The following is a 25276-nucleotide window of genomic DNA, read 5'->3' on the forward strand; positions in this document are numbered from 1 at the left end:
CCTACCCCCCGCGCGCGCGGGGGGGGGGGGGGCGGGCGCGGGGGGGGGGGGGGTGGGGGGGGGGGGGCCCCCCCCCCCCCCCCCCCCCCCCCCGCACTGCTGTCCTGCTGTGTCGTGTGTGCCCGTCGTGCTCAGAGCTGCTGAGGCGTGCGGTTCGGCAGACCCCACTGCTCGGCGATCTCGTTCCACAGCGGAGCCGCTTCGTTCTTCGCGTTCGTCGCGTCACCACTGGCCTTGTTCGCGGCGCGGGTCTGGTTCGTCGCCCGCGCCTGCCCCTTCGGGCAGCCCTTCTTCTGGCCCACCTGGTCGGCCCAGGCCGCGTAGTGGTTGTCCGCCGAGGCGGACGCCTTCCAGGCCTTGTTGAGCGCGTCCCGCAGTTGCTGCTGCTGCGGCAGCTTGTCCGTCTTGAGCTGCGCGAGCCGGGTCACCAGCGAGGTGCGCTGGCGGGCGGCGTCCCGCAGATCCGTCGCGGCCTGGCCCAGGTTCTTGCAGGTCTTGATCGCCTCGACGGAGCGGATCACCGCGTCCCGGCTGTTGTTGGAGTCGGCGAGCAGCTTGTCCAGCGCCTGGGCCTGCGTCTTCGCCGGGTCGACGGCGGGCGGCGCGGACGAGGACTTCTCCGCCGGGGCCGTGGCGGCCGCGGGCTCCGGATCCTTCTCGCCGCCGTCGTCGTCCCCGCCGAGCAGCCCGATCAGCCCGCCGGCCGCGATCCCGACGACAGCGATCCCGACACCGACGACGGCGAGGATCTGGTTACGGGACGGCCCGTTGCCGCCACCGCCGCCCGCGCCACGCCGCGCGGCGGCGCGACCGCCGGCGGGGGCCTGGTGGGAGGCGGCCCGGGGGCGCGAGGGCTCCTCGAAGCGCGGCATCTGCTGGGTGGAGTCGGCCGGTTCGCTGCGGAACAGGCTGTCGAACTCGGCCGGCGGCTGCCGGTCCTCGGGCGCCCCGGGCCGAATGCCGTACGGGGCTCCGGTCGGCGCGGGCGGGACCGGCGGCAGGTACTGGGTGGCCTGGGCATCGGGCGCAACGGGTGCAACGGGTGCCGTGGGCGGCACCGGGGGCTGCGCGGCCTGGCCGCCGAGGATGTACGTGGACTCGGCGGACTGCTCCGGGGGGAGCGCGCCGGGCGGGGTCTGCGGGGGCAGCGGCACACCGGGAGCACCCGGGCCGCCCATCACGGGCGGGATCATCTGCGTCGCGGCCTCGTCGACCGAGGGCTGGGCGTGCTGGGGCTGAGCGTGCTGCTGGGGCGGGAGCGGCGGCTGGGCGTGGGGATCCGGCTGCATCTGGGGCTGGGGCTGGGGCTGCAGCTGGGGCTGCCCGTGAGCGTGGGCCTGCGGCTGTGCGTGCTGTTGAGGCGGGAACGGCGGCTGGGCATGGGCCTGCGCCTGCGCCTGGACCGGGGATATGTACTGCGTGGCGTCCGCGTCCATCCCCGGGCCGCCGGTACCGCCCGGGGAGCCGGGACCGCCCGCACCCGCCGCAGCCCCGGGCACCTCCGGCGCACCCCACGCCTGTCCGGCGGCGGGGGTCGGCTCCGGCCCCCAGGGCTCACCCCACGGCTGACCGCCCGCGGGCACCGCGGGGTCGGCGGCGCCCTGACCGGGCAGCAACGGTTCTGCACCCTGGCCGTACGACGACGGGTCCGCACCCTGGCCGGGCAGCAGGGGCTGTCCGCCGTCGGCGGGCAGCACGACGCCTTCGTGGGCGGGCCGCTCGGACTCCGGGCCCTGTCCGCTCTGCGTCACCGGGACTCCTACCAATGGGGAACGCTCGAATCGCCGGACACGCTACCGGCTCCCCACCCCACCCCGATACGCAGCTCCGATCCGCCCCTTTAGCCCCAATTGACGACTCTGCGACGCGGACTCACGCCGCCTGGATGTCCAGGCGCGCCCCGAATTCCCGTACCACCGCCTCCTCCCGGAAGGGTTCGAGGCGGGTCTGGAGGTCGTCCAGGTACTCCGCCCCGCGGTTCGAGCGCAGCGAACCGAGCAGCTCCACCGCCCGCATCCCCGTATGGCAGGCCTCCTCGACCTCCCGTTGCTGCACCTGCGCGGAGGCGAGCAGCACCAGGCCGATGGCCCGCCGCCGCACCCGTGTGGCGGGGTGCCCGTCGAGCGAGGCGCGCGCGGCCCGCTCGGCTTCCTCGGCCTGCCCCAAGTCCCGGTAGCAGTGGGCGAGTTCGTCCGCGAGATACGCCCGGTCGAAATGACGGATCCATACAGGGTCGTCGCCCGAGCCGGAGCCCGAGGAGGAGCCGGAGGACGACGCGTCCCCTTCCGCCCGCTCCATCGCCGCCTCGGCCCGCGCCACGACGGCCTGCGTGGCCCGCGCGTCACCGAGCAGCGCGTGCCCGCGCGCCTCGGCCGCGTAGAACATCGCCTCGGCGCGCGGCGTGACCCGCCCGCGCGCCCCCTCCTGCGCGGCCCGGGCGAGCTGCGCGATCTCGCGCGGGTTGCCGAGCTGGGCGGCGAGGTGGCTCATGGAGGCGGCCAGGACGTAGCCGCCGTAGCCACGGTCGCCGGCGGCCTGCGCCAGGCGCAGGGCCTGGATGTAGTAGCGCTGGGCGAGGCCCGGCTGGCCGGTGTCGACGGCCATGTAGCCCGCGAGCTCCGTGAGCCGCGCCACGGCCGCGAAGAGCTCGCGCCCGACCGCTTCCCGGTACGAGCCGGCGAGCAGCCCGGACACCACGGAGTTGAGGTAATGCACGACCACGGGGCGGACGTGCCCGCTGCCGAATTGATGGTCGAGCTGCGTGAGCGCCTCGGTCATCGCCTTGACCGCCGCGACGTCCGCGGTCCCCACGCGCGCCCCGGCGGACCGGGCGACCTGCTGGTCCATCGCCGTGATGAGCCAGTCCCTGCTGGGCTCGACGAGCGCGGACGCGGCCACGGACGAACCGGACAGGAAGTCGCGCCGCCCCACATCGCTGCGCCACAGCTCGCAGACCTGCTCGATCGCCCCGAGCACGGTCGGCGAGAACTGCAGGCCGACGCCCGACGCGAGGTTCTTGCCGTTGGCCATCCCGATCTCGTCGATCGTGACGGTCCGCCCGAGCTTGCGGCCGAGCGCCTCCGCGATGATCGCGGGTGCCCGCCCGCGCGGCTGCTGCCCGCGCAGCCAGCGGGCCACGGAGGTCTTGTCATAGCGCAGATCGAGTCCGTGCTCCGCGCCGCACATGTTCACCCGGCGCGCGAGCCCGGCGTTGGAGCAGCCGGCTTCCTGGATGAGCGCCTGCAGCCGTTCGTTCGGCTGCCGCGCCACGAGAGGCCTTGCGGCCATGACGTACCCCCTGTGTGCGCCGAAATGATCACTGATGCGATCAATGCCCAGGTACGGAGGGGAAGATGCAGGCATCCGTACAGCCCGTGACCGACCCCTCACACGTGGCTACCCATCCCCGCGGCTGATCCGCACGCGCGCCCCCGCCCATGCACCCATGCGCCCCGTATGCAGGATCGATGCGCCTGGGCGGCGCGCGCGGAGCCCGTAACCCGGGGTGACGGCCGAAGTTGAACACGCCGTGGAAGAGACCATCACCCCCGCAGCGACCGACCGGATCCCCCAGCAGCGCGGAGAGTCGCTGCTCGACACCGCCGTGCGGTATGCGGAGGAGCGCCACTGGGATGTGTTCCCGGGCACGTGGCTCGAGGTCCGCGAGGACGCCTCCGGTACCGAATCCTGCTCGTGCCACGCCCCGGCGTGCGCCCTGCCCGGCGCCCACCCGGCGCGCGAGGACTGGGCGACCCAGGCCACCGGCAGCGCCACGGTCGCGCGCCGGCTGTGGTCGAAGCAGCCCAAGTCCTCGATCCTGCTGCCGACGGGGCGCACGTTCGACGCCATCGACGTCCCGGAGACCGCGGGCTTCCTCGCCCTGGCCCGCCTCGAGCGGATGGAGCTGACGCTGGGCCCGGTGACGCTCACGCCCAATCGCCGGATGCAGTTCTTCGTGCTGCCGGGCGCGGCCGCGAAGGTCCCCGAGCTCGTACGGAAGCTGGGCTGGCCGCCCGCCGCGCTCGATCTGCGGACCCTCGGCGAGGGAGACTGGGTGGCCGCCCCGCCGACCCGCTTCGGCTCGCAGGGCGCGGCCCAGTGGGCGCGCCGCCCCACCCCCGCCAACCGCTGGCTGCCGGACGCGGAGGAGCTGATCAGCGCGCTGGCGTATGCGTGCGGGCGCGAGGCCCGGCGCTGAGGCGCCGGCGCGCCCGCGTGTGTGCAGGCGCTGAGGCGAGGGGCCGGGCGGGCGGTGTCCGCCCGCTGCCTCAGCCCGTGAGCACCCCGTCGAGGAACGGTTCGACGACGGCGCGCCAGCCCTCCGGCTGGTCGTAGTGCACGAGGTGGCCCGCGTCGGGCACCTCCGCGTACTTCCCGCGGGGCAGCACCCGCACCATCTCCTGCGCCTCGGCGCGGCCCAGCTCGCCGTCGAGTCCGCGGACCACGAGCGTGGGGCACTGGACCTGGGCGAGCTCTTCCCAGTGCGCGTCGTACACCCAGGTCTCGCGGGTGTGCAGCATCTGCTCGCGGTCGAAGACGGGGCCCCAGCCCTCCTCGGACTCGGTCATGACCTCGGCGTAGAACGTGCCGCGCGCCGGATTGGGCCGCTCGACCCACGGGTCGTCCTCGCCGAACCATTTGCGGACGTCGGCGAGGGTGGCGAAGGGGACGGGCCAGGCGCGGAACCAGTCGGACCACTCGCGCTGCGAGGCGGCGCCGAGCGCGGAGGCCCGCATGTCGCAGATGACGAGGCCGCTGACGAGGTCGGGGCGGCGGGCGGCGAGCTGCCAGGCGGTGAGGGCTCCCATGGAGTGGCCGATGAGGACGGCGGGGGCGAGATCGAGCTGTTCGAGCGCGGCCTCGGCGTCGTCCACATAGGCCTCGCGGGTGAACGGGCCGCCGGCCGGCTTGTCGCTCTGGCCGTGCCCGCGCTGGTCGAGCGCGACCGCGCGGTGCCGCTCGGCGAGCCAGCGGGCCGATCCCGCCCAGTGCGAGGCGCGGCCCATGAGGCCGTGGAGTAACAGCACACCGGGCTCCGAGCGCCGCTGGTCATCCTTCGGGGGATCGGCGAACTCCCAGGCGGCCAGGCGCACGCCACCCGCTCCGGTCACATCGATGCGCCGCACCATACGTCCTGGCACCCCCCTCGCTCGGGCCTCTTGCCGTCCTGCTGCTGCCGTCCTGCTCCCTGGAACCCTTGCCGTACGGTCCAACGTACGGCCACGTTATCGAACCCCCATTCGAAACTGCTGTTTCGCGGGGCAACACCCCTCGTTCGAGTGACCGCGCTCAAGGATTGACCGGCGCGGCCGAGGGGAGATCTTCTGCGGGAGGCGGACCGCTCGGGGAAACCGGTCCGACGGGGCTGACCCTGGGAGCTCGGGGCTCCGGGTCAGCGCAGGGGAGGACAGGCCCCGGCACCGCGAGGTGCCGGGGCCCTCTGCTGTGCGGCGGCCTGGTGACGCGGCGGAGACGGCTACCGGGGTGGGGCAGGCGTGCGCCGTCTCCGTACGGCGGGTTGTACGGCACATCCTCCCGCCCCTCCCTCACCGGTGCCCACGCGGTCAAGAGCCCTCAGATCCATGCCTTACGGACAGCCTCGCACCTAAATCGCCCGCGCGGGGCGAATCCGTCCGTGAATCTTGAAAACGCTTTCCCCAACTGCCGTGGCGCCCGAGGCAGTTGGGACCTGCGTCGTCCGGTGCGCCTAGCGCTTCGCGACGAAGACGTGCGAGGCGACCTCGGCATCCAGCTCCGCGGCCTCGCCGCTGCTGCCCACGAGCACCCCGCCCGCGGCCGGCGTCACGCTGACCACCGCGCCCGGCTGCACGCCCGCGCGCCGCAGCGTGTACATCAGCTGCGCGTCCGTCTGGATGGGCTCGCCGATGCGGCGGACCACCACGGTCTTGCCCTCGTCGCCCGGGTCCAGGTCCGCGAGGGAGACCATGCCCTCGTCCAGGAACGGGTCGGCCTCGGCCTTCTCGCCCAGCTCCTCCAGGCCCGGGATCGGGTTGCCGTACGGCGACTCCGTCGGGTGCCGGAGCAGCTCGAGGACGCGGCGCTCCACGGCCTCGCTCATCACGTGCTCCCAGCGGCAGGCCTCCGCGTGCACCTGCTCCCACTCCAGACCGATCACATCGACGAGCAGGCACTCGGCGAGGCGGTGCTTGCGCATCACGCGCGTGGCGAGGCGGCGGCCCTCGTCGGTCAGCTCCAGATGGCGGTCCGCCGCCACGGACACGAGACCGTCGCGCTCCATGCGCGCGACCGTCTGGCTGACCGTCGGACCGCTCTGATCGAGGCGCTCGGCGATCCGGGCGCGCATGGGGACCACACCTTCCTCCTCGAGCTCGAGGATGGTGCGGAGATACATCTCCGTGGTGTCGATCAGTCCGGACATACGTGCCCCTCGATGAAGTTCGTCGCGCTGGCCCTGGGCTCAATTGTTACGCATCGGACTGACAACCGTGCCGCGCCGGAGATTCCCGGTCCCGGAACCGTCGTACGGCCCGGGTTCCAGGTGCCTTTTCCGGGCATACGGCGCCCCCGTCCCGTATTGACAGCGGCTTGGTCCAGACCGCAACGTGATCCGCGGCACGTTGGCACCCACCCCCGGAAAGGGGCACCAGGCGATGAGCCCTACGCGCGAGAACAAGCTCGCCGACCAGTACTTCGACGCGGCCATCGGCCTGCTCGAGCGGGTGCGCGACGAGGAGGCCGCGCACATCGCGGCCGCGGGCGGGCTGATCGCCGACACCGTCGAGGCGGGCGGGCGGCTCTTCGCCTTCGGCGCGGGCCACTCCTCGCTGGCCGCGCAGGACATCGTCTACCGCGCGGGCGGACTCGCCCTGATGAACCTGCTCGCCGTGCCCGGCGTGGTCGGTGTCGACGTCATGCCCGCCACGCTGGGCTCCGCCCTGGAGCGGGTCGACGGCCTCGCGGGCGCCGTGCTCGACTCCTCGCCCGCCCAGCCCGGCGACGTACTGGTGATCATCTCGCTCTCGGGCCGCAACGCGCTGCCGGTCGAGATGGCCATGAACGCCCAGGCCCTGGGGCTGCGGGTGATCGCCGTGACCTCGGTCGCGTACGCCACCGAGACCCGCTCGCGGCACGTCTCCGGCACCTTCCTGAAGGACCACTGCGACGTGGTGCTCGACAGCAAGATCGCGGTCGGGGACGCGGAGCTCACCACGGACGGCATCGAGGCGCCGTTCGCCCCGGCCTCGACGGTCGTCACCAGCGCGCTCCTGCAGGCCACGCTCGCCTCGGCCGCCGGCGAGCTCGCCGCCCGCGGCATCGAGCCGCCGCTGCTGCGCTCGGGCAACGTGGACGGCGGCCACGAGTGGAACGGCCGGATCCTGACCGAGTACGGCGACCGGATCTTCTACCGGCACTGACGGTTCACGGGCGGGCGGCGCCCGGGCCCGGTGGGGTCACCCTCCCGCCGGGCCGAGCCCCGCCAGGTCCACCGCGCCCGCCACACGGCCCGCCACGCTCTCCGCGTACGTCGCGTCGGAGCGCTCGAAGGCCGGACGGCTCCCGCTGCGCAGGAACGTCACGACCCCCAGCGTGCGCCCCCGGCTCCGCAGGACCGCGCACAGCGCGTGCACGGTCGGGTCCGGCCACTGGCGCGCCGTCGCCCAGCCCTTTGCCGCCTCCGCGGACGCCGCGCCCGCCGAAGCCCGTACGGAACCCGTCCGGTGCACGCACTGCAGCGCCGGGTGCCCCTCCGGATAGCGCACCGGGATCCCCGCGACCGGCACCGGGAGCACCGGCCCGGGCGAGCCCACCGGGCTGGCCGCCGCGCGCACCAGGCGCACCGGTTCGAGCGACGACGCGAGGTCGATCAGCGCGTGGTCGGCGAAGCCCGCGAGCGCGAAGTCCAGATGGACGGTCGCCGCCTCCATCGGGTCCTCGCACTCCCCCGCCGCGCGTCCGGCGCGGTGCAACTGGTTGCTGCGGAAGCGCAGTTGGGCCGCCTCCTGCTCCAGGACCTTCGCCTCCGTGACGTCCTGGAACAGCCAGCCGACGCCCAGCGGCACGGGTTCCTCCGCCAGCGGCGAGCCGAGCCGCAGGAAGCCGCTGCGCCAGCACCGCCGCTCCGCCGCACCGGAGGCGGTGCCGCGCACCGACACCCACAGCTCCGCGGGCGCGGGCGGCGCGCCCTCCGCGAGGACATGGGTGAGCGCGCTCTCCAACTCCTCGACGCCCTGCGTCAGCAGCTCCCCGAGCGGCCGCCCGAGCACCGCGGTGCGTCCCACGCCGAGGGCCCGCGCGGCGTGCGCGTTCACCACGGCGGGGCGCAGGTCCGCGTCGACGAGGACGACGCCCCACGACGCGTCGTCGAACAGCGCCTCGCTCAACGCGATGGACCGCTCCAGGTCGATCTGCGCGTGCACCTCGCTGAACGCGCAGTACAGCCCCGCGGGTTTGCCGTCGGGGCCGGGCACGGCCGCCGACTGGGTCCGGACGAGGACCCGCCCGCCGTCCTTCGTCACCAGCGCGAACTCATGCACCTGCCGCCCCGGCGCGTGCATCGCCGCGAGCAGCCGTCCTTCGATCTCGTCCGCGTCGGCCGTCCGTACGGCCCAGCCCGCGAACCCGCGCCGGCCGACCGCGTCCTGAGCGCTCCAGCCGAGGATGCGGGCCGCCTCGCGGTTCCAGTGCGTCACCACACCGTCCGCGTCGAACGCGCAGAGCGCCGCGTCCATCCCGTCGAGGAGCGCGGCAAGGAGTTCGGCGGACCCGGGACCGCCGGACGCCCCTGGAACATCGGCGCCATCGGCACCCCCCGGACCCTCGTCCGGATCTCCGGGATCCCCGGGATCCGCGGGCCGCGCAGTCCCACTGCGCCGGGAAGCACTCACCTGGCCACCCCCTGCAGGTCGAGTCCAACGGCCGGCCCGCGCCGCTCCCTCGCCGGGCGCGCACCGCACACGGATCATTCAACTCGAACGTGACGCAGCCCACACCGGGTTCGCGGAAATCGTTGCAGCCCGGCAACGTCCCGGCCACATCACCGGGCCGCCCCGGCCCCTCCGTGCCAGCCTGGCCTCATGACCATCACCGTCCGCGCGGCCACCGTCTACGAGGATGTACGTGCCGTCATCGGCCCCAAGTCCCCCACCGCGAACGTCTGTTTCTGCCTCAGCTACCGCGTCCCGTCGAAGATCGCCAACGCGCTGACGCCGCCCGAACGCGCCGCCTACGTCGAGGGCCTGTGCCGCGCCGACCCGCCGCCGGGCGTCCTCGCGTACGACGGCGACACCCCGGTCGGCTGGGCCGCGGTGGCCCCGCGCGCGGACACCACGTTCGCCCGCAACCGCAAGATCCCGCACGTGGACGACCTGCCGGTCTGGTCCCTGTGGTGCATCCGGGTCCGCGCCGGCCACCGCAAACAGGGCATCACCCACCCGCTGATCGAGGGCGCCGTCGCCTTCGCCCGCGAGCACGGCGCCCCGGCCGTGGAGGCGTACCCCTTGGACAACGGTGACGCGAAGGTGGATCTGACGATGGCGTACGCGGGTCTGCGCAAGAACTTCGAGCGCGCGGGCTTCACTTGGGCTGCGGACACGACGTCGGTGCTCGCGGGGCATCCGCGGGTGCTGATGCGGCTCGACCTGAAGTAGCGGCGGGCCCGTCCCCCTGTGGAGACGGGCCCGCCGGCCGCGGTTCAGACCCGGTCGGCGGCGATGAGGACGTACTGGAACGAGCCGTCCTTGTACGAGTTGATGAACGCCTCCTCGATCCCGGTGACCAGCGAGGAGGTGGCCCGCAGCTCCCAGTAGGGCAGCGTGGCGGGGGTGAGGTCGACGACGGCCTGCGGGACGAGGCGGTTGTCGGCCATGGCGCGCAGGTACTCGCGGCGCGAGTGGATGTTGCACTCGAAGTGCGCGTTGATCTGGGAGACCCACTTCGAGGGCTGGCCGTAGCGCGGGTTCCAGCAGCCGGTGATGGTCACATAGCGGCCGCCGACCTCCAGGATGCGGGAGTGCTCCGCGAAGAGGTCCTGCAGATCCACGTACATGCTCGACTCGTTGTTCCACGAGGCCGCGGCCTCGCCGGTGCCGAAGGGTGTGGCGAGCATGTTGCAGACGCGGGCGCGGACATGGTCCTGGATGCGGAGTTCCTGGGCGCGCCGGTTGGCGAAGTCGGCCTGTTTGGCGGAGAGCGTGACGCCCTCGACCTTGCAGCCGAAGCGCTGGTGCGCCATCACCATCGAACCGCCGCGCCCGCAGCCCGCGTCGACCAGGGTGTCGTCGCTGCTGATGGCGCCGAGGTGGTCCAGGAGGGCGTCGGCCTGCGCCGATTCCAGCCGGTGCAGCTCGGCGATCAGCTTCTTCTCGCTCTCGCTGTCCTCGGGGTCGCCGAGCGCGGCGCGGTCGACGTCGCCGATGCCGTAGTGGTGGTGGTAGAGACCGTCGACGTCGCCGAGCCGCAGGTTCACGGGCCGGGCCTCGCCGTCCCAGTAGCGCGCGATGTCGCCCTGGTAGGGGGTCGCCGGGCCGGGGACGGACACGGTGGGCGGGGCGGTGGCGGTGGCGGTGGCGGAGCGCTCGGTGCTGGACGTGCTGGTCACGCTGGTCACAGATGAGTCCATTCTTGCTACCAGAAGTCGGGCAGGCTGTAGCGGTAGGTGTTGGTCCGGTGCCAGTGGTGGTTGCCGTCGACCCAGGCGGCCACGCCGCGCAGGAAGCGGTGCACGGCCGGGACCGGGCAGTCGGCGGCCAGGGCCGCGGCGTGCCGCTCGAAGGCGTGCATGAGCTCGTTGTGGACCTCGACCGCCTTCAGATAGGCGTCCCGGGCGGAGCGGCCCTCGCGTTCGGCGATCACGACGGGCAGGTTCAAGTGCCGTCCGGGAGCGGCGAGTTCCTTGGTGTACGAGTAGAGGTCGTTCACGATCGTCGTGGCGTTGCCCGCGAGCGCGATGACCTTCTGCAGCGCGGGCTGTGCGTGCAGGTCCGCCGGCAGTTCGTAGCCGCCGACGGTGTCGGTGATGGTCGGGCAGGGGCGGAAGTTGTTGAACTGGCGCATCGCCAGGTACTCCCACACCTCGGGTACGTGGTCCTGCTGCGCCCAGGCCGCCTCGGCGAGGTAGCCCAGGTGCAGGCGCGCCATGTCGTGCCGGTACCGGTCGCTCTGGGAGGGGCTCGCCGCCTGGTCGAAGTAGGCCATCGCGGAGCGGTAGGCGCGCCGGGGTGCGTCCGAGTGCAGCGACTGCGCCCAGGGCTCCTGGTACTCCTCCGTCGTGTACAGCGGGTCGAGCGCGGTGTGGGCCAGGAGCAGGCGTTCGCCCAGGCCCTCGGGCGAACCGCCGTGGTCCTCGCAGTAGCAGTCGTCCACCGCGTTCTCGGCCACCATCAGGCGGGTGGCGATCATCAGGTGGTCGACGGTGGGGGCGTCCGGGTGGCAGCCGGCCATGTAGCGGCCCACGGAGAAGCCGTCGAACTGCTCCTCCCACTCCTCGGGGTACAGATGGACCTCTTCCAGCGCCCAGGCCTTGATCCTCCGGCTGACCTCCTCGACGCGCGCCGGGTCGGGCTCCGCCACCGGGTGGTGGTAGAGCCCGGGGATCGCCCGGCCCGCCACCGTGCTGCCGGACGGGGACGGGGACGGGACGACCGGGGCCGGGACGACCGTGACCGGAGCGCCGGGCGGTGCGGGTGGTGTGCCGGGCCGTTCGCCGGTGACGGCCATGATGTCGCGGGCACGGGCCGCGGCCCCGGCGAGGAAGTGCGCGGGCAACGTGGGCTCCTTCGTGGGACGGGCGGGCTTGCCCTACCTGGGCCTGCGGGCGATCTGCACGTTCTCCAGGACACCGACCGCGTCCGGCACGAGGATCGCGGCGGAGTAGTACGTGCTGACGAGGTAGGACGTGACGGCCTGCTCGTCGATGTTCATGAACCGCACCGAAAGACCCGGCTCGTACTCGTCCGGCAGCCCCGTCTGGTGCAGCCCGATGACGCCCTGGTTGTCCTCGCCGGTACGCATGCACAGGACCGAACTGGTCCCCTCCTTGGTGATGGGGATCTTGTTGCACGGCAGGATCGGCACCCCGCGCCAGGCCGGAACCTGCTGGCCGCCGAGGTCGACATGGTCGGGGTAGAGCCCGCGGGCGTTGAACTCGCGCCCGATCGCCGCGATGGTCCGCGGGTGCGCGAGGAAGAACTTCGACCCGCGGCGGCGGCAGAGCAGCTCGTCCAGGTCGTCGGGCGTGGGCGGCCCCGAGTACGGCTGGAGGCGCTGCTTGAAGTCGGCGTTGTGGAGCAGGCCGAACTCCCTGTTGTTGACCAGCTCGTGCTCCTGGCGCTCGCGCAACGCCTCGATGGTGAGCCGGAGTTGCTCCTTGGTCTGGTTCATCGGCTCGTTGTAGAGGTCGGCGACCCGCGTGTGGATCCGCAGGATGGTCTGGGCCACCGAGAGTTCGTATTCGCGCGGTTCGAGTTCGTAGTCGACGAACGCGCCGGGCAGTCCGTGCTCGCCGGTGTGCCCGGCCGACATCGCGATCTCCGCCTCGCCGCGGTGGTTCTGGCGCTGGCGGGGCAGCGCGGTGAAGCGTGCGATGTGGTCGCGCAGGGCGGGCGCCGTGGCGAGCACCGCCTCGAAGTCGGCGCGCGACAAGGTGAGGAGGGTGCCCGCGGTCTCGGCGGTGGCCGTGTGCTCCCAAGGCCCGCTGCCGTCCAGGAGGGCGTCGTCCCCGAACCGGTCGCCGTCGGCCAGGACGTCCAGGGCGACGTCGTCGCCGTACTCGCCGGCGGCGGTCCGGCTGATGCGGCCATGGGCGATGAGGTGCAGCCGGTCGGCGCTCGCGCCGCGCTCCACCAGCGTCTCGCCGGCCAGGAAGTCGCGCTGGACGCAGCGGTCGGCGAGTGCGGTCAGCACGCCGACGTCGTCGAAGCCGCGGAGCAGGGCCAGTTCGCCGAGTTCGCGGGGGATCACGCGGACGTCGCCGCCGTCCTGGACGAACTCCACGCGTCCGTCGCCGACGGTGTACGTCAGCCGGCGGTTCACGCGGTACACGCCGCCCTTGGTCTCCACCCAGGGCAGCATCTTCAGGAGCCAGCGGGAGGTGATCTCCTGCATCTGCGGGGCGGACTTGGTGGTGGTGGCGAGGTTGCGGGCCGCCGCCGTGCCGAGGCTTGATGGCCGAGGTGTCTCCGGCTGCGTCTGCGGGCTCGAGTCGACAGTCATCGGTGCGCGTTCTCCTTGTTCAGAGCGGTGAGGGAACGTCGTGTCCGGGGCGGTACGGGCACGTCCGGATCCACCTCGACGCTAGGAGTCGCGCTGCCCCGCAGACCATGGGAAGCCGGGCACATTAACTCGATCCGTTGATCATGACCTGACGGTGTTTCCCGGACACCAGCGGAATTCGGCCCCGATTCGGCCCTTCTCCGGCCCGGTGTCCCGGGCCGGGCCCGCATCGCCGGGGCGCAAACGCGCCAGGATCCGGCCGGGCGGTCGCACGGCTGACCGGAGAGTTCGGTATAGGCGTCGAAAAACCGGTTGTACGGGCCCGGAGGTCTTCCTAATGTGTGGTGCACACGAGAAGGGAGGTGGTTCGGCAGATGTATGACAACCGGACGCGTGAGGTGACTGCGGGCTAGCGGCCCGTCGTCGTTTCAATGTGCGGTGCCGGACCAGTGCGGGAGCGATCCGCACAGCCGGCCCAATCCCAGCAGTCACCCGACCCGCGGTCTCGCCGGTACGTCCGGCCGGCTCCCCCAGGGGAACCCGAGACCGCGGGTCGTCTGCGTGTGTCTGCGGTTACGACGCCTCGAACCCCTCCACCGCCTCCGGCCCCCGGGACGCGGGCCCCACGTACCGGGCCGACGGCCGGACCAGCCGGCCCGTGCGCTTCTGTTCCAGGATGTGCGCCGACCAACCCGCCGTACGGGCGCACGTGAACATGGACGTGAACATGTTCGCGGGGACTTCCGCGAAGTCGAGGACGATCGCCGCCCAGAACTCCACGTTCGTGGCGAGGACGCGGTCGGGGCGGCGGGCGTGGAGTTCCGCGAGGGCCGCCTTCTCCAGGGCCTCCGCGACCTCGAACCGCGGCGCCCCCAGCTCGCGCGCCGTGCGGCGCAGGACGCGGGCGCGCGGGTCCTCGGCGCGGTAGACGCGGTGGCCGAAGCCCATGAGGCGTTCGCCGCGGTCGAGGGTCTTGCGGACGTATGCCTCCGCGTCCCCGGTGCGCTCGATCTCCTCGATCATGCCGAGGACGCGGGAGGGCGCGCCGCCGTGCAGCGGTCCGGACATCGCGCCGACCGCGCCGGAGAGGGCGGCGGAGACATCGGCGCCGGTCGAGGCGATGACGCGCGCGGTGAACGTCGAGGCGTTCATGCCGTGTTCGGCGGCGGAGGTCCAGTACGCGTCGACGGCGGCGACATGCTTCGGGTCGGGCTCACCGCGCCAGCGGATCATGAAGCGCTCGACGACGGACGCGGCCTTGTCGATCTCCCGCTGCGGCACCATCGGCTGCCCCTGCCCGCGCGCGGACTGCGCGACGTACGAGAGGGCCATGACGGCGGCGCGCGCGAGGTCGTCGCGGGCCTGCTCGGCATCGATGTCGAGGAGCGGTTTGAGGCCCCAGACCGGGGCGAGCATGGCGAGCGCTGACTGCACGTCGACGCGGATGTCGCCGGAGTGGACCGGGATCGGGAAGGGTTCGGCGGGCGGGAGACCCGGGTTGAAGGCGCCGTCCACGAGGAGGCCCCAGACGTTGCCGAAGGAGACATGGCCGACCAGGTCTTCGATGTCGACGCCGCGGTAGCGGAGCGCGCCCCCTTCCTTGTCCGGTTCGGCGATCTCCGTCTCGAACGCGATGATCCCCTCAAGCCCAGGTACGAAGTCGGACATCTGGCGGCTCCTCAACGATTTTGTCGTGATGGTCAGGAACGGTTCGGGTGCGCTGGCGGCTCGTATGCTGCGGGTGATGCTGCGGTGGTGACCGACGGTCAGAAGTGGGCTGCCGCAGTCCGGTTACGCGGTCTCTCTCGACTCGCGGTCCGTCCTCGGCCACCCCGGTGATGCCCCGTGGGCCAGGACGATATCCCTTGGTGCCACCGATGGGGAGAGTTGCTGGCACTGAGTGCCGCGAACCACACTCGTGCGGGACGCCGGGTGCGGCAGGGTGACGGCGCCCGCGATACGACAGGATGACGCCGTGAACGATCAGCACCGCAACCCTGCGGACGGGACCGGCGGACCCGATCCCGCCGCCATGCGCGAGCAGTACCGCACCACACCGCTCCTGGAGGGTGACCTCGCGGCGGACCCGATGAGCCAGTTCGGCCGCTGGTTCGCCGAGGCCGCGTCCGCGGGGCTCGACGAGCCGAACGCGATGGTCGTCTCGACCGCCGACACCGACGGCCGGCCCAGCGCACGGACCGTGCTCCTGAAGGCGTACGGCGTCCGGGGCTTCGTCTTCTACACGAACTACACCTCGCGCAAGGCCCGCGAGCTCGGGGCGAACCCGGCGGTCTCGCTGCTGTTCCCGTGGCATCGGATGGCCCGGCAGGTGAACGTCACCGGGCGCGCCGAGCGGGTCACCCGCGAGGAGACGGAGGCGTACTTCGCGTCGCGTCCGCACGGCTCGCAGCTCGGGGCGTGGGCGAGCGCGCAGTCCTCGGTGATCGGCTCGCGCGCGGAACTGGAGCGTGGGTACGAGGAGTTGGCGGCGCGCTATCCGGCGGGCGAGCCGGTGCCGGTGCCGCCGCACTGGGGCGGGTTCCTCGTCGTGCCCGAGGCGGTGGAGTTCTGGCAGGGGCGCGAGAACCGGTTGCATGACCGGCTGCGGTATGTCGCCGAGGGCGACGGGTGGCGGGTGGAGCGGCTGGCTCCGTAGCGGCCGGGTTCCTCGGCAGCGGCCGGGTTCCTCGGCAGCGGCCGGGTTTCCTCAGCCGAGCGCCTCGTCGAGGAGCTTGCCCCACTGCGCCACGACGCGGTCGCGGCGGCCCGTGTCGTCGGTGAGGACGTTGGCGAGGCCCAGGCCGCGGGCCATGTCGAGGAGGCCCTGGACGGTTTCGCGGACGCCGGGGCGTGATTCGTCGGCGTCGAGGAGGCGGATCGCGATGCGGTGGGTCTCGCGGCCGACGCGGGCCTCCAGCTCGGCAACCCGGGCGTGCAGCTGCTCCTCGTGGGACGCGGCGACCCACAGGTGGAGTGCGGCCCGGAACAAGGGCCCGGTGTACAGGTCGACGAGGGCGGCGACGACCTCGGCGCGGGTCTTCGCGGAGACCTCGCGCAGGGCGTCGGAGCGCTGTTCGGCGACGTACTCGACGGCGGCCGTGAACAGGTCCTCGCGGGTGGGGAAGTGGTGCTGGGTGGCGCCGCGCGAGACGCCGGCGCGTTCGGCGACGACGGAGACGGTGGAGCGGGCCCAGCCGAGCTCGGCGAGGCAGGCGACGGCTGCCTCCAGGAGGCGCCGGCGGGTGGCGCGGCTGCGGTCCTGCTTGGGGGTGCGGTCCTGTTTCGGGGTGCGGTCGGCCGGGGTCGTGGCGGCCCTGGTCACAGCACCCATGGAGCGTCCCGTCGTTCGAAGAAGGCGGTCATGCCTTCGCGGGCGGCGGCGGAGGCGAAGAGCGTGGCCGACCGTTGCACCAGGTCTTCCGCGTCGCGCTCGAAGGCTTCCAGGACTCTAGCCGTGACAAGGCGTTTCGCCTCGGCCAGCCCCTGCGGTGCGGCCTTGCGGAAGGTCTCGCAGACCTCGCGTACCGCCGTGTCCACGTCGTCGGCGGCCATGGTGATCAGGCCGGTCCGGGCGGCCTCGGCGGCGTCGAAGCGTTCGCCGGTGAGGTAGTAGCGGCTCGCGGCCCGTGCGTCCATACGGGGCAGCAGGGTCAGGGAGATGATCGCGGGGGCCACGCCGATCCGGACCTCCGTGAACGCGAAGGTCGAATCGGCGGAGGCCAGGACCAGGTCGCAGGCGCCGAGCAGCCCCAGGCCGCCGGCCCGCGCGGAGCCGTTCACGCGGGCGACGACGGGTTTGGGGAGTTCGACGATCGCGCGCAGCAGGTCGACGAACGCGTACGGGTTCGCCGGGGACTTGAGGTCGGCGCCCGCGCTGAACGTGGGCCCCTCGTGGGTCAGGACGACGGCCCGCACGTCCTGGTCGACAGCGGCGCGGCGCAGGGCGGTGGCGAGCTCGCCGACGAGGTCGGCGGAGAGGGCGTTGCGGTTGTGGGGCGAGGTGAGGGTGAGGGTGGTGATGCCGCGGTCGTGGGTACGGCTGATGTGCTTCACAGGGGCCTCTCGGGTGGGTGCGGCTGCGTGAACCGGGAACCTACTCCCGCAGTTCCCTGCGGAGGATTTTGCCGGTGGCCGCCCTCGGGACCGACTCGATGAACGCGACCTCCCTGACCTTCTTGTGCGGCGCCACGTGCCCGGCCACGTACGCCTGCACGTCCTCCTCCGTGAGGGACGGGTCCGCGCGGACCACGAACGCCTTCGGGTACTCGTTGCCGTCCTTGTCGTAGACGCCGATGACCGCCGCGTCCGCGATACGCGGGTCCGCGATCAGGAGTGCTTCGAGTTCGGCGGGGGCGACCTGGAAGCCCTTGTACTTGATGAGTTCCTTGACGCGGTCGACGATGAACAGCCAGCCCTCCTCGTCGACCCGTCCTATGTCGCCGGTGTGCAGCCAGCCGTCCTCGTCGATCATGGCGGCGGTCGCGTCGGGGCGGCCGAGGTAGCCGTGCATCACCTGCGGGCCACGGAACACCACCTCGCCCTCCTCGCCCGGTCCGAGATCCTTCGCGGGGTCGTCGAGGGAGACGATCCGCATCTCGGTGCCGGCCAGGAGTTTGCCCACGCTGCCGTGCGGAATGGGGCCGTCGATCGGGGTGACGTGGGTGGCCGGGGAGAGTTCCGTCATGCCGTAGCCCTGGCCGACCGGGACGCCGCCGAGACGGGCCGAGCAGGCGGCGGCGAGGGCGCCGTCCAGGGGTGCGGCGGCGCTGATCACGTAACGGACCGAGGAGAGGTCGAAGCGGTCGACGACCGGGTGCTTGGCGAGGGCGAGGGCGATCGGCGGGACCACGTACAGGCCGGTGATGCGGTGTTTCTCGATGGCGGTGAGGAAGGCTTCGAGGTCGAACTTGGGGAGCACGACCACCGAGGCGCCGTGGCCGAGCGGCGCGTTGAGGAGCGCCGTGAGTCCGTACGCGTGGAAGAACGGCAGCACCGCGAGGATGCGGTCGCCCGGGCCCATCGGCATCGTCGGATGGAGCTGCGCGAGGTTCGTGGCGATGGACCGGTGGGTGAGCATGACGCCCTTGGGGACGCCGGTGGTGCCGGAGGAGTACGGCAGGACCGCGAGGTCCGTGGCGGGGTCGATGGTGACGGCGGGCTCCGGGAGGTCCGCCATGACCATCGACAGGAGTGAGCGGTGGTCCGGCGCCTCGTCGCAGACGATGATCTCCCGGATGCCGCCCGCGAGTTCGGCGGCGGCCTGCGCGACGGGCAGCAGCAGCGAGACCGTGATGATCCAGCTCGCCTGCGCGTCGCGCAGCTGCCGCGCGAACTCCTCGGGCGTGTAGAGCGGATGGACGGTGGTGGCGGTGGCGCCCGCCCGGGTCGCCCCGTAGAACGCGACCGGCCACAGGATGGTGTTGGGGCTGTGCAGGGCGACCACGTCGCCCTGGCGCACCCCGGCGTCCGCGAGCCCGGCGGCCACCTTGCGGTGGAAGCCGTCGAGCTGCGCGTACGTGAGCGTCCTGCCCTCGACGCCGTCGATCAGGGCGGGCGCCTCGCCGTAGGCGGCGGCCCCTCCCAATACGGCGTCGTGGATGGCCAGTTCTACGGGTGGTACAGGTGCGTACTCGCTGCGGAACACCATCGTCGAGTCCTCCGTACGGCCGGTAGCGCTTCCTGGTACGACTGCTTCCTAGTACGACTTGGGCAGACCGAGGGTCTGGTGGGACACGTAGTTGAGGATCATTTCCCGGCTGACGGGCGCGATGCGCGCCACCCGGGAGGCGGTGATGAGGGATCCCAGACCGTACTCGCGGGTGAGGCCGTTGCCGCCGAGGGTGTGCACGGACTGGTCGACGGCCTGGACGCAGGCCTCACCGGCCGTGTACTTCGCCATGTTGGCGGCCTCACCGGCGCCGGCGTCGTCGCCCGCGTCGTAGAGGTACGCGGCCTTCTGCATCATCAGCCGCGCCGACTCCAGGGCGATGTGCGCCTGCGCGAGGGGGTGCGCGATGGCCTGGTGCGCGCCGATCGGCTCCTTCCAGACGCTGCGCTCCTTGGCGTACGAGATGGCGCGCGCGAGCGCGTAGCGGCCCATGCCGATCGCGAACGCGGCCGTCATGATCCGCTCGGGGTTGAGGCCCGCGAAGAGCTGGAGCAGACCCGCGTCCTCGTCGCCGACGAGCGCGTCCGCGGGCAGCCGCACGTCGTCGAGGACGAGCTCGAACTGCTTCTCGGCGGCCTGGAGTTCCATGTCGACAGGGTGGCGCTGAAAGCCGTCGGCGTCACGCGGAACGATGAAGAGACAGGGCTTGAGTTTCCCGGTACGGGCGTCTTCGGTGCGGCCGACGATGAGGGTGGCGTCGGCGATGTCCACACCGGAGATGAAGATCTTGCGGCCGGTGAGCACCCACTCGTCGCCGTCGCGTCGCGCGGTCGTGGTGATGCGGTGGGAGTTGGAGCCCGCGTCCGGCTCGGTGATCCCGAACGCCATCGTGCGCGAGCCGTCCGCGAGGCCGGGCAGCCAGGCGCGCTTCTGCGCCTCGGTGCCGAAGCGGGAGATCACCGTGCCGCAGATCGCGGGACTGACGACGAGCATGAGCAGAGGGGACCCGGCGGCCCCCAACTCCTCCAGAACTATGGAGAGTTCGGCGATCCCGCCCCCGCCGCCCCCGTACTCCTCGGGAAGGTTCACGCCGAGATAGCCGAGCTTGCCGGCCTCCGCCCACAGCTCCTCGGGGTGGCCGCCCGCGCGGACGACCCGGGTCAGATAGTCCCGGCCGTAGCGGGCGCCGAGCGCGGCGACGGCCGCGCGCAGATCCTTGTGCTCCTGGGTCTCGAGAACGGTCATGTCTGTGGTTCCTCCTCGGGCACGGGCTGTACGACGGCGAGCAGGGTGCCGACCTCGACCTGGCGGCCGGGGGCGGCGTGCAGAACGGTGAGCGTGCCGGAGACCGGGGCGGTGACCCGGTGCTCCATCTTCATGGCCTCCAGCCACAACAGGGGCTTTCCGGCCTCGACTTCGACCCCGGCGGCGAGCCCGTCGGCGATGCGGACGACGGTGCCGGGCATCGGGGCGAGCAGGTCGCCGGGGGCGGTGGTGGTCTCCGGTTCGGGGAACCTGGACTGTTCGGTGAGGGTCCAGGTGGGGCCGCCCGGGGTGTCGACGTAGACCTTTCCGTCGCCGTACGTGGCGATGTGGAACTCCCGGCGGATGCCGTGGATTTCGAGTGCGACTCGGCCGGGTTCTGCCTCGATGAGGCGGACCTCGGGGAGGTCGGGGAAGTGGATGCCGGTGCGGGTGCGGTAGTAGCGGATCGTGTGCCGGGTGCGGCCCTCGTAGGTCTTGACCTGGGGCTGGGAGGGGAGATTCCGCCAGGCGCCGACCCAGCCCCGCCGGCGTTTGAGGCGATCCGAACGAAGTTCGGATGCGGGGGTCTGGGGGCGGAGCCCCCAGTTTCGGGAAGGGGCGGGGTGGGGGAGAGAAGCAGTGGCCGCAGCCCCGTACACCTCCGCGACCACCCCCTCCGCGGGGGCCACCAGCTCCGGCAGGTACCGGTCGAAGAACCCGGTATCCACGCCACCCCCCACGAACTCCGGATGCCGCAGGGCCCGGACCAGCAGGTCCCGATTGGTGACCGGTCCGTGCAGGCGGGAACGGGTGAGGGCCCCCGCGAGTCTGCGCAGGGCAGCGGCCCGCGTCGGGGCGTACGCCACCACTTTGGCCAGCATCGGGTCGTAGTGCACCCCGATGGCGTCGCCCCCGGTGAAGCCGGTATCGACCCGTACCCCCTCGGGCACTTCGAAGCGGTGCAGGGTGCCGGTCTGCGGCGCCCAGTCCGCCGCGGGGTCCTCGGCGTACAGCCGGACCTCGACGGCGTGCCCGGTGGCCGACGGAGGCCGCGCGGGCAGGGCCTCGCCCTCCGCCACCCGCAGCTGAAGCTCGACCAGGTCCACCCCGAACACGGCCTCCGTCACCGGGTGTTCGACCTGCAGGCGCGTGTTCATCTCCAGGAAGTGCGCCGTGTCCCCGGCGACCAGGAACTCCACGGTGCCCGCCCCCACGTACGACACGGAGCGCGCCGCCCGCGTCGCGAGGTCGAGCATCCGGGCCTCCAGGGCCCGGGTGAGCCCGGGGGCCGGTGCCTCCTCGATGACCTTCTGGTGGCGGCGCTGCAGCGAGCAGTCGCGGGTGCCGAGGGTCCACACGGTGCCGTGGGTGTCGGCGAGGATCTGCACCTCGACGTGGCGTCCGCCCTCCACGTACGGCTCGACGAAGACCTCGCCGTCCCCGAAGGCGCTGAGAGCCTCGGCCCGCGCGGCTTCCAACTCACCGTCCAACTCGGCGAGTTGGCGTACGACGCGCATCCCGCGCCCACCGCCGCCCGCCGCGGCCTTCACGAGGACCGGCAGGTCGTCCTCCGTCACCTTGTCCAGCGGCGCGAGGCCCATCAGGGCCTTGGCGCGGGTCTTCGAGGCCATCGCCTCGATGGCCGCGGGCGGCGGTCCGATCCAGGTGAGGCCCGCGTCGGTGACGGCGCGCGCGAAGTCCGCGTTCTCGGAGAGGAAGCCGTAGCCGGGGTGCACGGCGTCCGCGCCGGCCGCGAGCGCGGCCTTCACGATCAGGTCGCCGCGCAGATACGTGTCCGCGGGCGCCGACCCCGGCAGCCGTACGGCCGTGTCCGCCTCGCGTACGTGCAGGGCGGCGGCGTCCGCGTCCGAGTACACGGCGACCGTGGCGATGCCCAGGTCGCGGCAGGTGCCGAAGATCCGGCAGGCGATCTCGCCGCGGTTCGCGACGAGCACGCTGGCGATCATCCGGCTCTCTCTCTGTCCCATGGGTTCCTCACATCCGGAAGACACCGAAGCCACCCCTCGCCCCTTCGTACGGCGCCGTGTGGATCGCCGACAGACACAGGCCGAGGACCGTGCGTGTGTCGCGCGGGTCGATGACCCCGTCGTCGTAGAGCCGCCCGGACAGGAACATCGGCAGCGACTCGGCCTCGATCTGCTGCTCGACCATGGCGCGCAGCGCGGCGTCGCCCTCGTCGTCGTAGGGCTGTCCCTTCGCGGCGGCGGAGGCGCGCGCCACGATCGACAGGACGCCCGCGAGCTGCTGCGGGCCCATGACGGCGGACTTGGCGCTGGGCCAGGCGAAGAGGAAGCGCGGGTCGTAGGCGCGGCCGCACATGCCGTAGTGCCCGGCGCCGTAGGAGGCGCCCATGAGGACGGAGAGGTGCGGTACGCGGGAGTTGGAGACGGCGTTGATCATCATCGCGCCGTGCTTGATGATCCCGCCCTGCTCGTACTCCTTGCCGACCATGTAGCCGGTGGTGTTGTGCAGGAAGAGCAGTGGGATGTCGCGCTGGTTGGCGAGCTGGATGAACTGCGCGGCCTTCTGGGACTCCTCGGAGAAGAGCACTCCCTGGGCGTTGGCGAGGATGCCGACGGGGTAGCCGTGCAGCTGTGCCCAGCCCGTGACGAGGCTCGGGCCGTACAGCGGCTTGAACTCGTCGAAGTCGGAGGCGTCGACGATCCGGGCGATGACCTCGCGCGGGTCGAAGGGGATCTTGAGATCGCCGGGGATGATGCCGAGGAGCTCTTCCTCGTCGTACTTCGGCGGCGCGGCGGGGCCCGGGTCCTCGTACGCCTTGCGCCAGTTGAGGCGGCGGACGACGCTCCTCGCCTGGCGCAGCGCGTCGTGCTCGTCGGCCGCGAGGTAGTCGGCAAGTCCGGAGGTACGGGCGTGCATCTCGGCGCCGCCGAGCTCCTCGTCGCCGGACTCCTCGCCGGTGGCCATCTTGACCAGGGGCGGGCCGCCGAGGAAGACCTTGGCGCGCTCCTTGACCATGATCACGTGGTCGCACATCCCGGGGACGTACGCGCCTCCGGCGGTGGAGTTGCCGAAGACGACGGCGACGGTGGGGATGCCGGCGGCGCTGGACTGCGTGAGGTGTTTGAAGAGGGCGCCGCCCGGGATGAAGATCTCCTTCTGGGAGGGGAGATCGGCGCCGCCGGACTCGACCAGGTGGATCGAGGGCAGCCGGTTGGCGTGCCCGATCTCGTGGGCGCGGAAGGCCTTCTTCAGGGTCCAGGGGTTGGACGCGCCGCCGCGTACGGTCGGGTCGTTGGCCGTGATCAGGCATTCGACGCCCTCGACGATCCCGATGCCGGTGACCATCGAGGCGCCCACCGGGTAGTCGCTGCCCCAGGCGGCGAGCGGGGAGAGTTCGAGGAACGGGGTGTCGGGGTCGAGCAGCAGCTCGATCCGTTCGCGGGCCAGGAGCTTGCCGCGTCCGCGGTGCCGTTCGGTGTACTTCTCGCCGCCGCCCGCAAGGGCCTTGGCGTGCTCGGTCTCCAGCTCGGTGAGCTTGGTGAGCATGGCCTCGCGGTGGGCGCGGTAGTCGGGGCTCGCGGGGTCGAGTGCGGACGGCAGGACCGTCACAGGAGTACCTCCGGTATGTCCAGGTGGCGGGAGCGCAGCCACTCCCCCAGGCCCTTGGCCTGCGGATCGAAGCGGTGCCGTGCGGCCACGCCGGCGCCGAGGATGCCCTCGATCACGAAGTTCAGGGCCCGCAGCTCGGGCAGCGGATGCCGCGTCACCGTCAGCCCCTCGGCCTCCGGCAGAAGTCCGACGAGCCGCTCGACGGTCAGCTCGTGCGCGAGCCATCGCCACGCCGCGTCCGACCGCACCCACACGCCGACGTTCGCGTCCCCGCCCTTGTCACCACTGCGCGCCCCGGCGACCCTTCCGAGCGGGGCACGACGCGTGCCGCCGTCGCGGGGCAGCGGCGGTGGCAGCCGCGGAGGCGGTACGGGGTCGAGTGCGCGCGTGACCGCCGGCGCGGTGATGGTCTCCCGTGTCCCGTCGGGCAGCACGGCCACGTGGGTGACCTCGTCCTGCGGTACGTACGCGGCCTCGAACACCCCGTACGGCGCCCCGCGCCCGGGCGGCCCGGTGAGCGTGAACCCCGGGTAGCCGGAGAGTCCCAGCTCCACGGCCGCCCCGCTCAGCCGCCGCCCGACGAGCTCGGGGTCGGCGTCCCGTACGACGAGGCGGAGCAGCGCGCTCGCGGTCTCCTGGGTCGCGGCGTCCTCGCGGTCGGTCCGCACGAGCTCCCAGCGCAGCTCCTGAGGCCGCTGCTTGCCGAGCGCTTCCTCCAACTGGGCTTGTACGAAGGCGGCCTTGGCCTCGATGTCGAGCCCTGTCAGGACGAACTCGACCTGGTTGCGGTGCCCTCCGATGCGGTTGAGCCCCACCTTGAGCGTGGGCGGCGGTGCCTCTCCGCGGACGCCCTCGATCCGCACCCGGTCCGGGCCGTCACCGCTCAGCCGTACGGAGTCGAGGCGGGCGGTGACGTCGGGTCCGGCGTAGCGCACCGGCCCTGTCTCGTAGAGCAGTTGGGCCGTCACCGTGCCGACGTCGACCACGCCGCCCGTGCCCGGGTGCTTGGTGATGACGCTGCTGCCGTCGGCGGAGAGTTCGGCGAGCGGGAAGCCGGGGCGGAGCATCCGCGCGCGGTCGTGCTCGGTGAAGAAGGCGTAGTTGCCGCCGGTGGCCTGCGCCCCGCACTCCAGGACATGCCCGGTGACGACGGCTCCGGCGAGCGCGTCGTACGCCTCGCCGTCCCAGCCGAACCACCAGGCCGCGGACCCGGTGACCAGCGCCGCGTCGGTCACGCGCCCGGTGACGACCACGTCCGCGCCGGCCCGCAGACCGGCGGTGATCCCGCCGCCGCCGAGGTACGCGTTGGCGGTGAGCACGCCCGCGCCCCAGCCGCGGTCCCGCAGATCGTCGCCCTCGACGTGGGCGACGCGCGTCGCGACGCCGACCCGGTCCGCCAGCTCCCGTACCTTCGCCGCGAGTCCGGCGGGGTTCAGCCCACCGGCGTTGACGACGATCCGCGTCCCCTGCTCGCGCGCGAGCCCGAGGCACTCCTCCAACTGCCGCAGGAAGGTCTTCGCGTACCCGCCCGCCGGGTCCTTCATCAGGTCCCGGCCGAGGATCAGCATGGTCAGTTCGGCCAGATAGTCCCCGGTGACGACATCGACCGGCCCTCCGGTGAGCATCTCCCGCATCGCG

Annotated in this window: 19 protein-coding genes and 1 pseudogene; 4 read left to right on the forward strand and 16 right to left on the reverse strand. The window is 72.5% G+C overall.

Annotated features, from left to right (window positions below):
- Positions 1 to 131 precede the first annotated feature (131 nt).
- Entirely contained in the window at positions 132 to 1751 is a 1620-nt protein-coding gene (locus tag ACIBI4_RS14615; RefSeq protein WP_399204167.1) for a hypothetical protein, read from the reverse strand.
- Positions 1752 to 1872: 121 nt separating this feature from the next.
- Positions 1873 to 3288, reverse strand: coding sequence for a transcriptional regulator (locus tag ACIBI4_RS14620; RefSeq protein WP_399204168.1), 1416 nt, complete (start codon positions 3286 to 3288; stop codon positions 1873 to 1875).
- A gap of 241 nt (positions 3289 to 3529) precedes the next feature.
- Between ACIBI4_RS14620 and ACIBI4_RS14625 the strand changes: the two genes are divergently transcribed.
- Entirely contained in the window at positions 3530 to 4198 is a 669-nt protein-coding gene (locus tag ACIBI4_RS14625) for a bifunctional DNA primase/polymerase (RefSeq protein ID WP_399204169.1), read from the forward strand.
- 70 nt (positions 4199 to 4268) lie between these two features.
- On the opposite strand, the gene ACIBI4_RS14630 is transcribed toward ACIBI4_RS14625, so the two are convergent.
- Positions 4269 to 5129, reverse strand: coding sequence for an alpha/beta fold hydrolase (locus tag ACIBI4_RS14630; protein WP_399204170.1), 861 nt, complete (start codon positions 5127 to 5129; stop codon positions 4269 to 4271).
- A gap of 578 nt (positions 5130 to 5707) precedes the next feature.
- Positions 5708 to 6400, reverse strand: coding sequence for a metal-dependent transcriptional regulator (locus ACIBI4_RS14635; RefSeq protein ID WP_399204171.1), 693 nt, complete (start codon positions 6398 to 6400; stop codon positions 5708 to 5710).
- Between the two features lie 232 nt (positions 6401 to 6632).
- Between ACIBI4_RS14635 and ACIBI4_RS14640 the strand changes: the two genes are divergently transcribed.
- A complete protein-coding gene (locus ACIBI4_RS14640; RefSeq protein ID WP_399204173.1) occupies positions 6633 to 7397 on the forward strand; it encodes an SIS domain-containing protein in 765 nt (254 codons plus the stop codon).
- 36 nt (positions 7398 to 7433) lie between these two features.
- Here the strand turns inward: ACIBI4_RS14640 and ACIBI4_RS14645 are convergent, their stop codons facing one another.
- Entirely contained in the window at positions 7434 to 8867 is a 1434-nt protein-coding gene (locus ACIBI4_RS14645) for a PAS domain-containing protein (RefSeq protein WP_399204174.1), read from the reverse strand.
- A 189-nt stretch (positions 8868 to 9056) separates the two neighbouring features.
- On the opposite strand from ACIBI4_RS14645, the gene ACIBI4_RS14650 reads away from it, so the two are divergent.
- Entirely contained in the window at positions 9057 to 9629 is a 573-nt protein-coding gene (locus ACIBI4_RS14650; RefSeq protein ID WP_399204175.1) for a GNAT family N-acetyltransferase, read from the forward strand.
- A gap of 44 nt (positions 9630 to 9673) precedes the next feature.
- Here ACIBI4_RS14650 and ACIBI4_RS14655 read toward each other — a convergent pair whose 3' ends face one another.
- From ACIBI4_RS14655 to ACIBI4_RS14670, 4 genes and pseudogenes are all read right to left on the reverse strand, one after another.
- Positions 9674 to 10600 (reverse strand): geranyl diphosphate 2-C-methyltransferase, encoded by a 927-nt coding sequence (locus tag ACIBI4_RS14655; protein WP_399204176.1) that lies wholly within the window; start codon positions 10598 to 10600, stop codon positions 9674 to 9676.
- Between the two features lie 5 nt (positions 10601 to 10605).
- Positions 10606 to 11819: pseudogene (locus ACIBI4_RS14660) on the reverse strand (family 2 encapsulin nanocompartment cargo protein terpene cyclase).
- Complete coding sequence (locus ACIBI4_RS14665) at positions 11779 to 13191, reverse strand: family 2B encapsulin nanocompartment shell protein (protein WP_399204177.1); 1413 nt, start codon at positions 13189 to 13191, stop codon at positions 11779 to 11781. Before ACIBI4_RS14665 ends, ACIBI4_RS14660 begins: the two are co-directional and overlap by 41 nt.
- A 573-nt stretch (positions 13192 to 13764) precedes the next feature.
- A complete protein-coding gene (locus ACIBI4_RS14670; RefSeq protein WP_399204178.1) occupies positions 13765 to 14859 on the reverse strand; it encodes a citrate synthase 2 in 1095 nt (364 codons plus the stop codon).
- A gap of 289 nt (positions 14860 to 15148) precedes the next feature.
- On the opposite strand from ACIBI4_RS14670, the gene pdxH reads away from it, so the two are divergent.
- On the forward strand, positions 15149 to 15847 hold the full coding sequence (gene pdxH / locus ACIBI4_RS14675) for a pyridoxamine 5'-phosphate oxidase (RefSeq protein WP_399204316.1): 699 nt from the start codon (positions 15149 to 15151) through the stop codon (positions 15845 to 15847).
- Positions 15848 to 15898: 51 nt separating this feature from the next.
- Here the strand turns inward: pdxH and ACIBI4_RS14680 are convergent, their stop codons facing one another.
- From ACIBI4_RS14680 to ACIBI4_RS14710, 7 genes are read right to left on the reverse strand one after another with little or no spacing between them, the layout of a single operon-like run.
- Positions 15899 to 16522 (reverse strand): TetR/AcrR family transcriptional regulator, encoded by a 624-nt coding sequence (locus ACIBI4_RS14680; protein WP_399204179.1) that lies wholly within the window; start codon positions 16520 to 16522, stop codon positions 15899 to 15901.
- A complete protein-coding gene (locus tag ACIBI4_RS14685; protein ID WP_399204180.1) occupies positions 16510 to 17244 on the reverse strand; it encodes an enoyl-CoA hydratase family protein in 735 nt (244 codons plus the stop codon). Before ACIBI4_RS14685 ends, ACIBI4_RS14680 begins: the two co-directional genes overlap by 13 nt.
- Positions 17245 to 17284: 40 nt before the next feature.
- Complete coding sequence (locus tag ACIBI4_RS14690) at positions 17285 to 18835, reverse strand: 4-coumarate--CoA ligase family protein (protein WP_399204317.1); 1551 nt, start codon at positions 18833 to 18835, stop codon at positions 17285 to 17287.
- A gap of 51 nt (positions 18836 to 18886) precedes the next feature.
- On the reverse strand, positions 18887 to 20044 hold the full coding sequence (locus tag ACIBI4_RS14695; protein ID WP_399204181.1) for an acyl-CoA dehydrogenase family protein: 1158 nt from the start codon (positions 20042 to 20044) through the stop codon (positions 18887 to 18889).
- The gene (locus ACIBI4_RS14700; RefSeq protein WP_399204318.1) at positions 20041 to 22011 is read right to left on the reverse strand and encodes an acetyl/propionyl/methylcrotonyl-CoA carboxylase subunit alpha; all 1971 of its coding nucleotides are present in this window, start codon (positions 22009 to 22011) and stop codon (positions 20041 to 20043) included. The genes ACIBI4_RS14695 and ACIBI4_RS14700 overlap by 4 nt, the downstream gene beginning before the upstream one ends.
- A gap of 28 nt (positions 22012 to 22039) precedes the next feature.
- Entirely contained in the window at positions 22040 to 23638 is a 1599-nt protein-coding gene (locus tag ACIBI4_RS14705) for an acyl-CoA carboxylase subunit beta (protein ID WP_399204183.1), read from the reverse strand.
- Positions 23635 to 25272, reverse strand: a complete 1638-nt coding sequence (locus tag ACIBI4_RS14710; protein WP_399204320.1) for an acyclic terpene utilization AtuA family protein — start codon at positions 25270 to 25272, stop codon at positions 23635 to 23637. The genes ACIBI4_RS14705 and ACIBI4_RS14710 overlap by 4 nt, the downstream gene beginning before the upstream one ends.
- Positions 25273 to 25276: the final 4 nt, after the last annotated feature.

Origin of the sequence: Streptomyces sp. NPDC050418 (assembly GCF_044458745.1) — a bacterium.
In the GTDB taxonomy this organism is placed as follows: Bacteria; Actinomycetota; Actinomycetes; order Streptomycetales; family Streptomycetaceae; genus Streptomyces.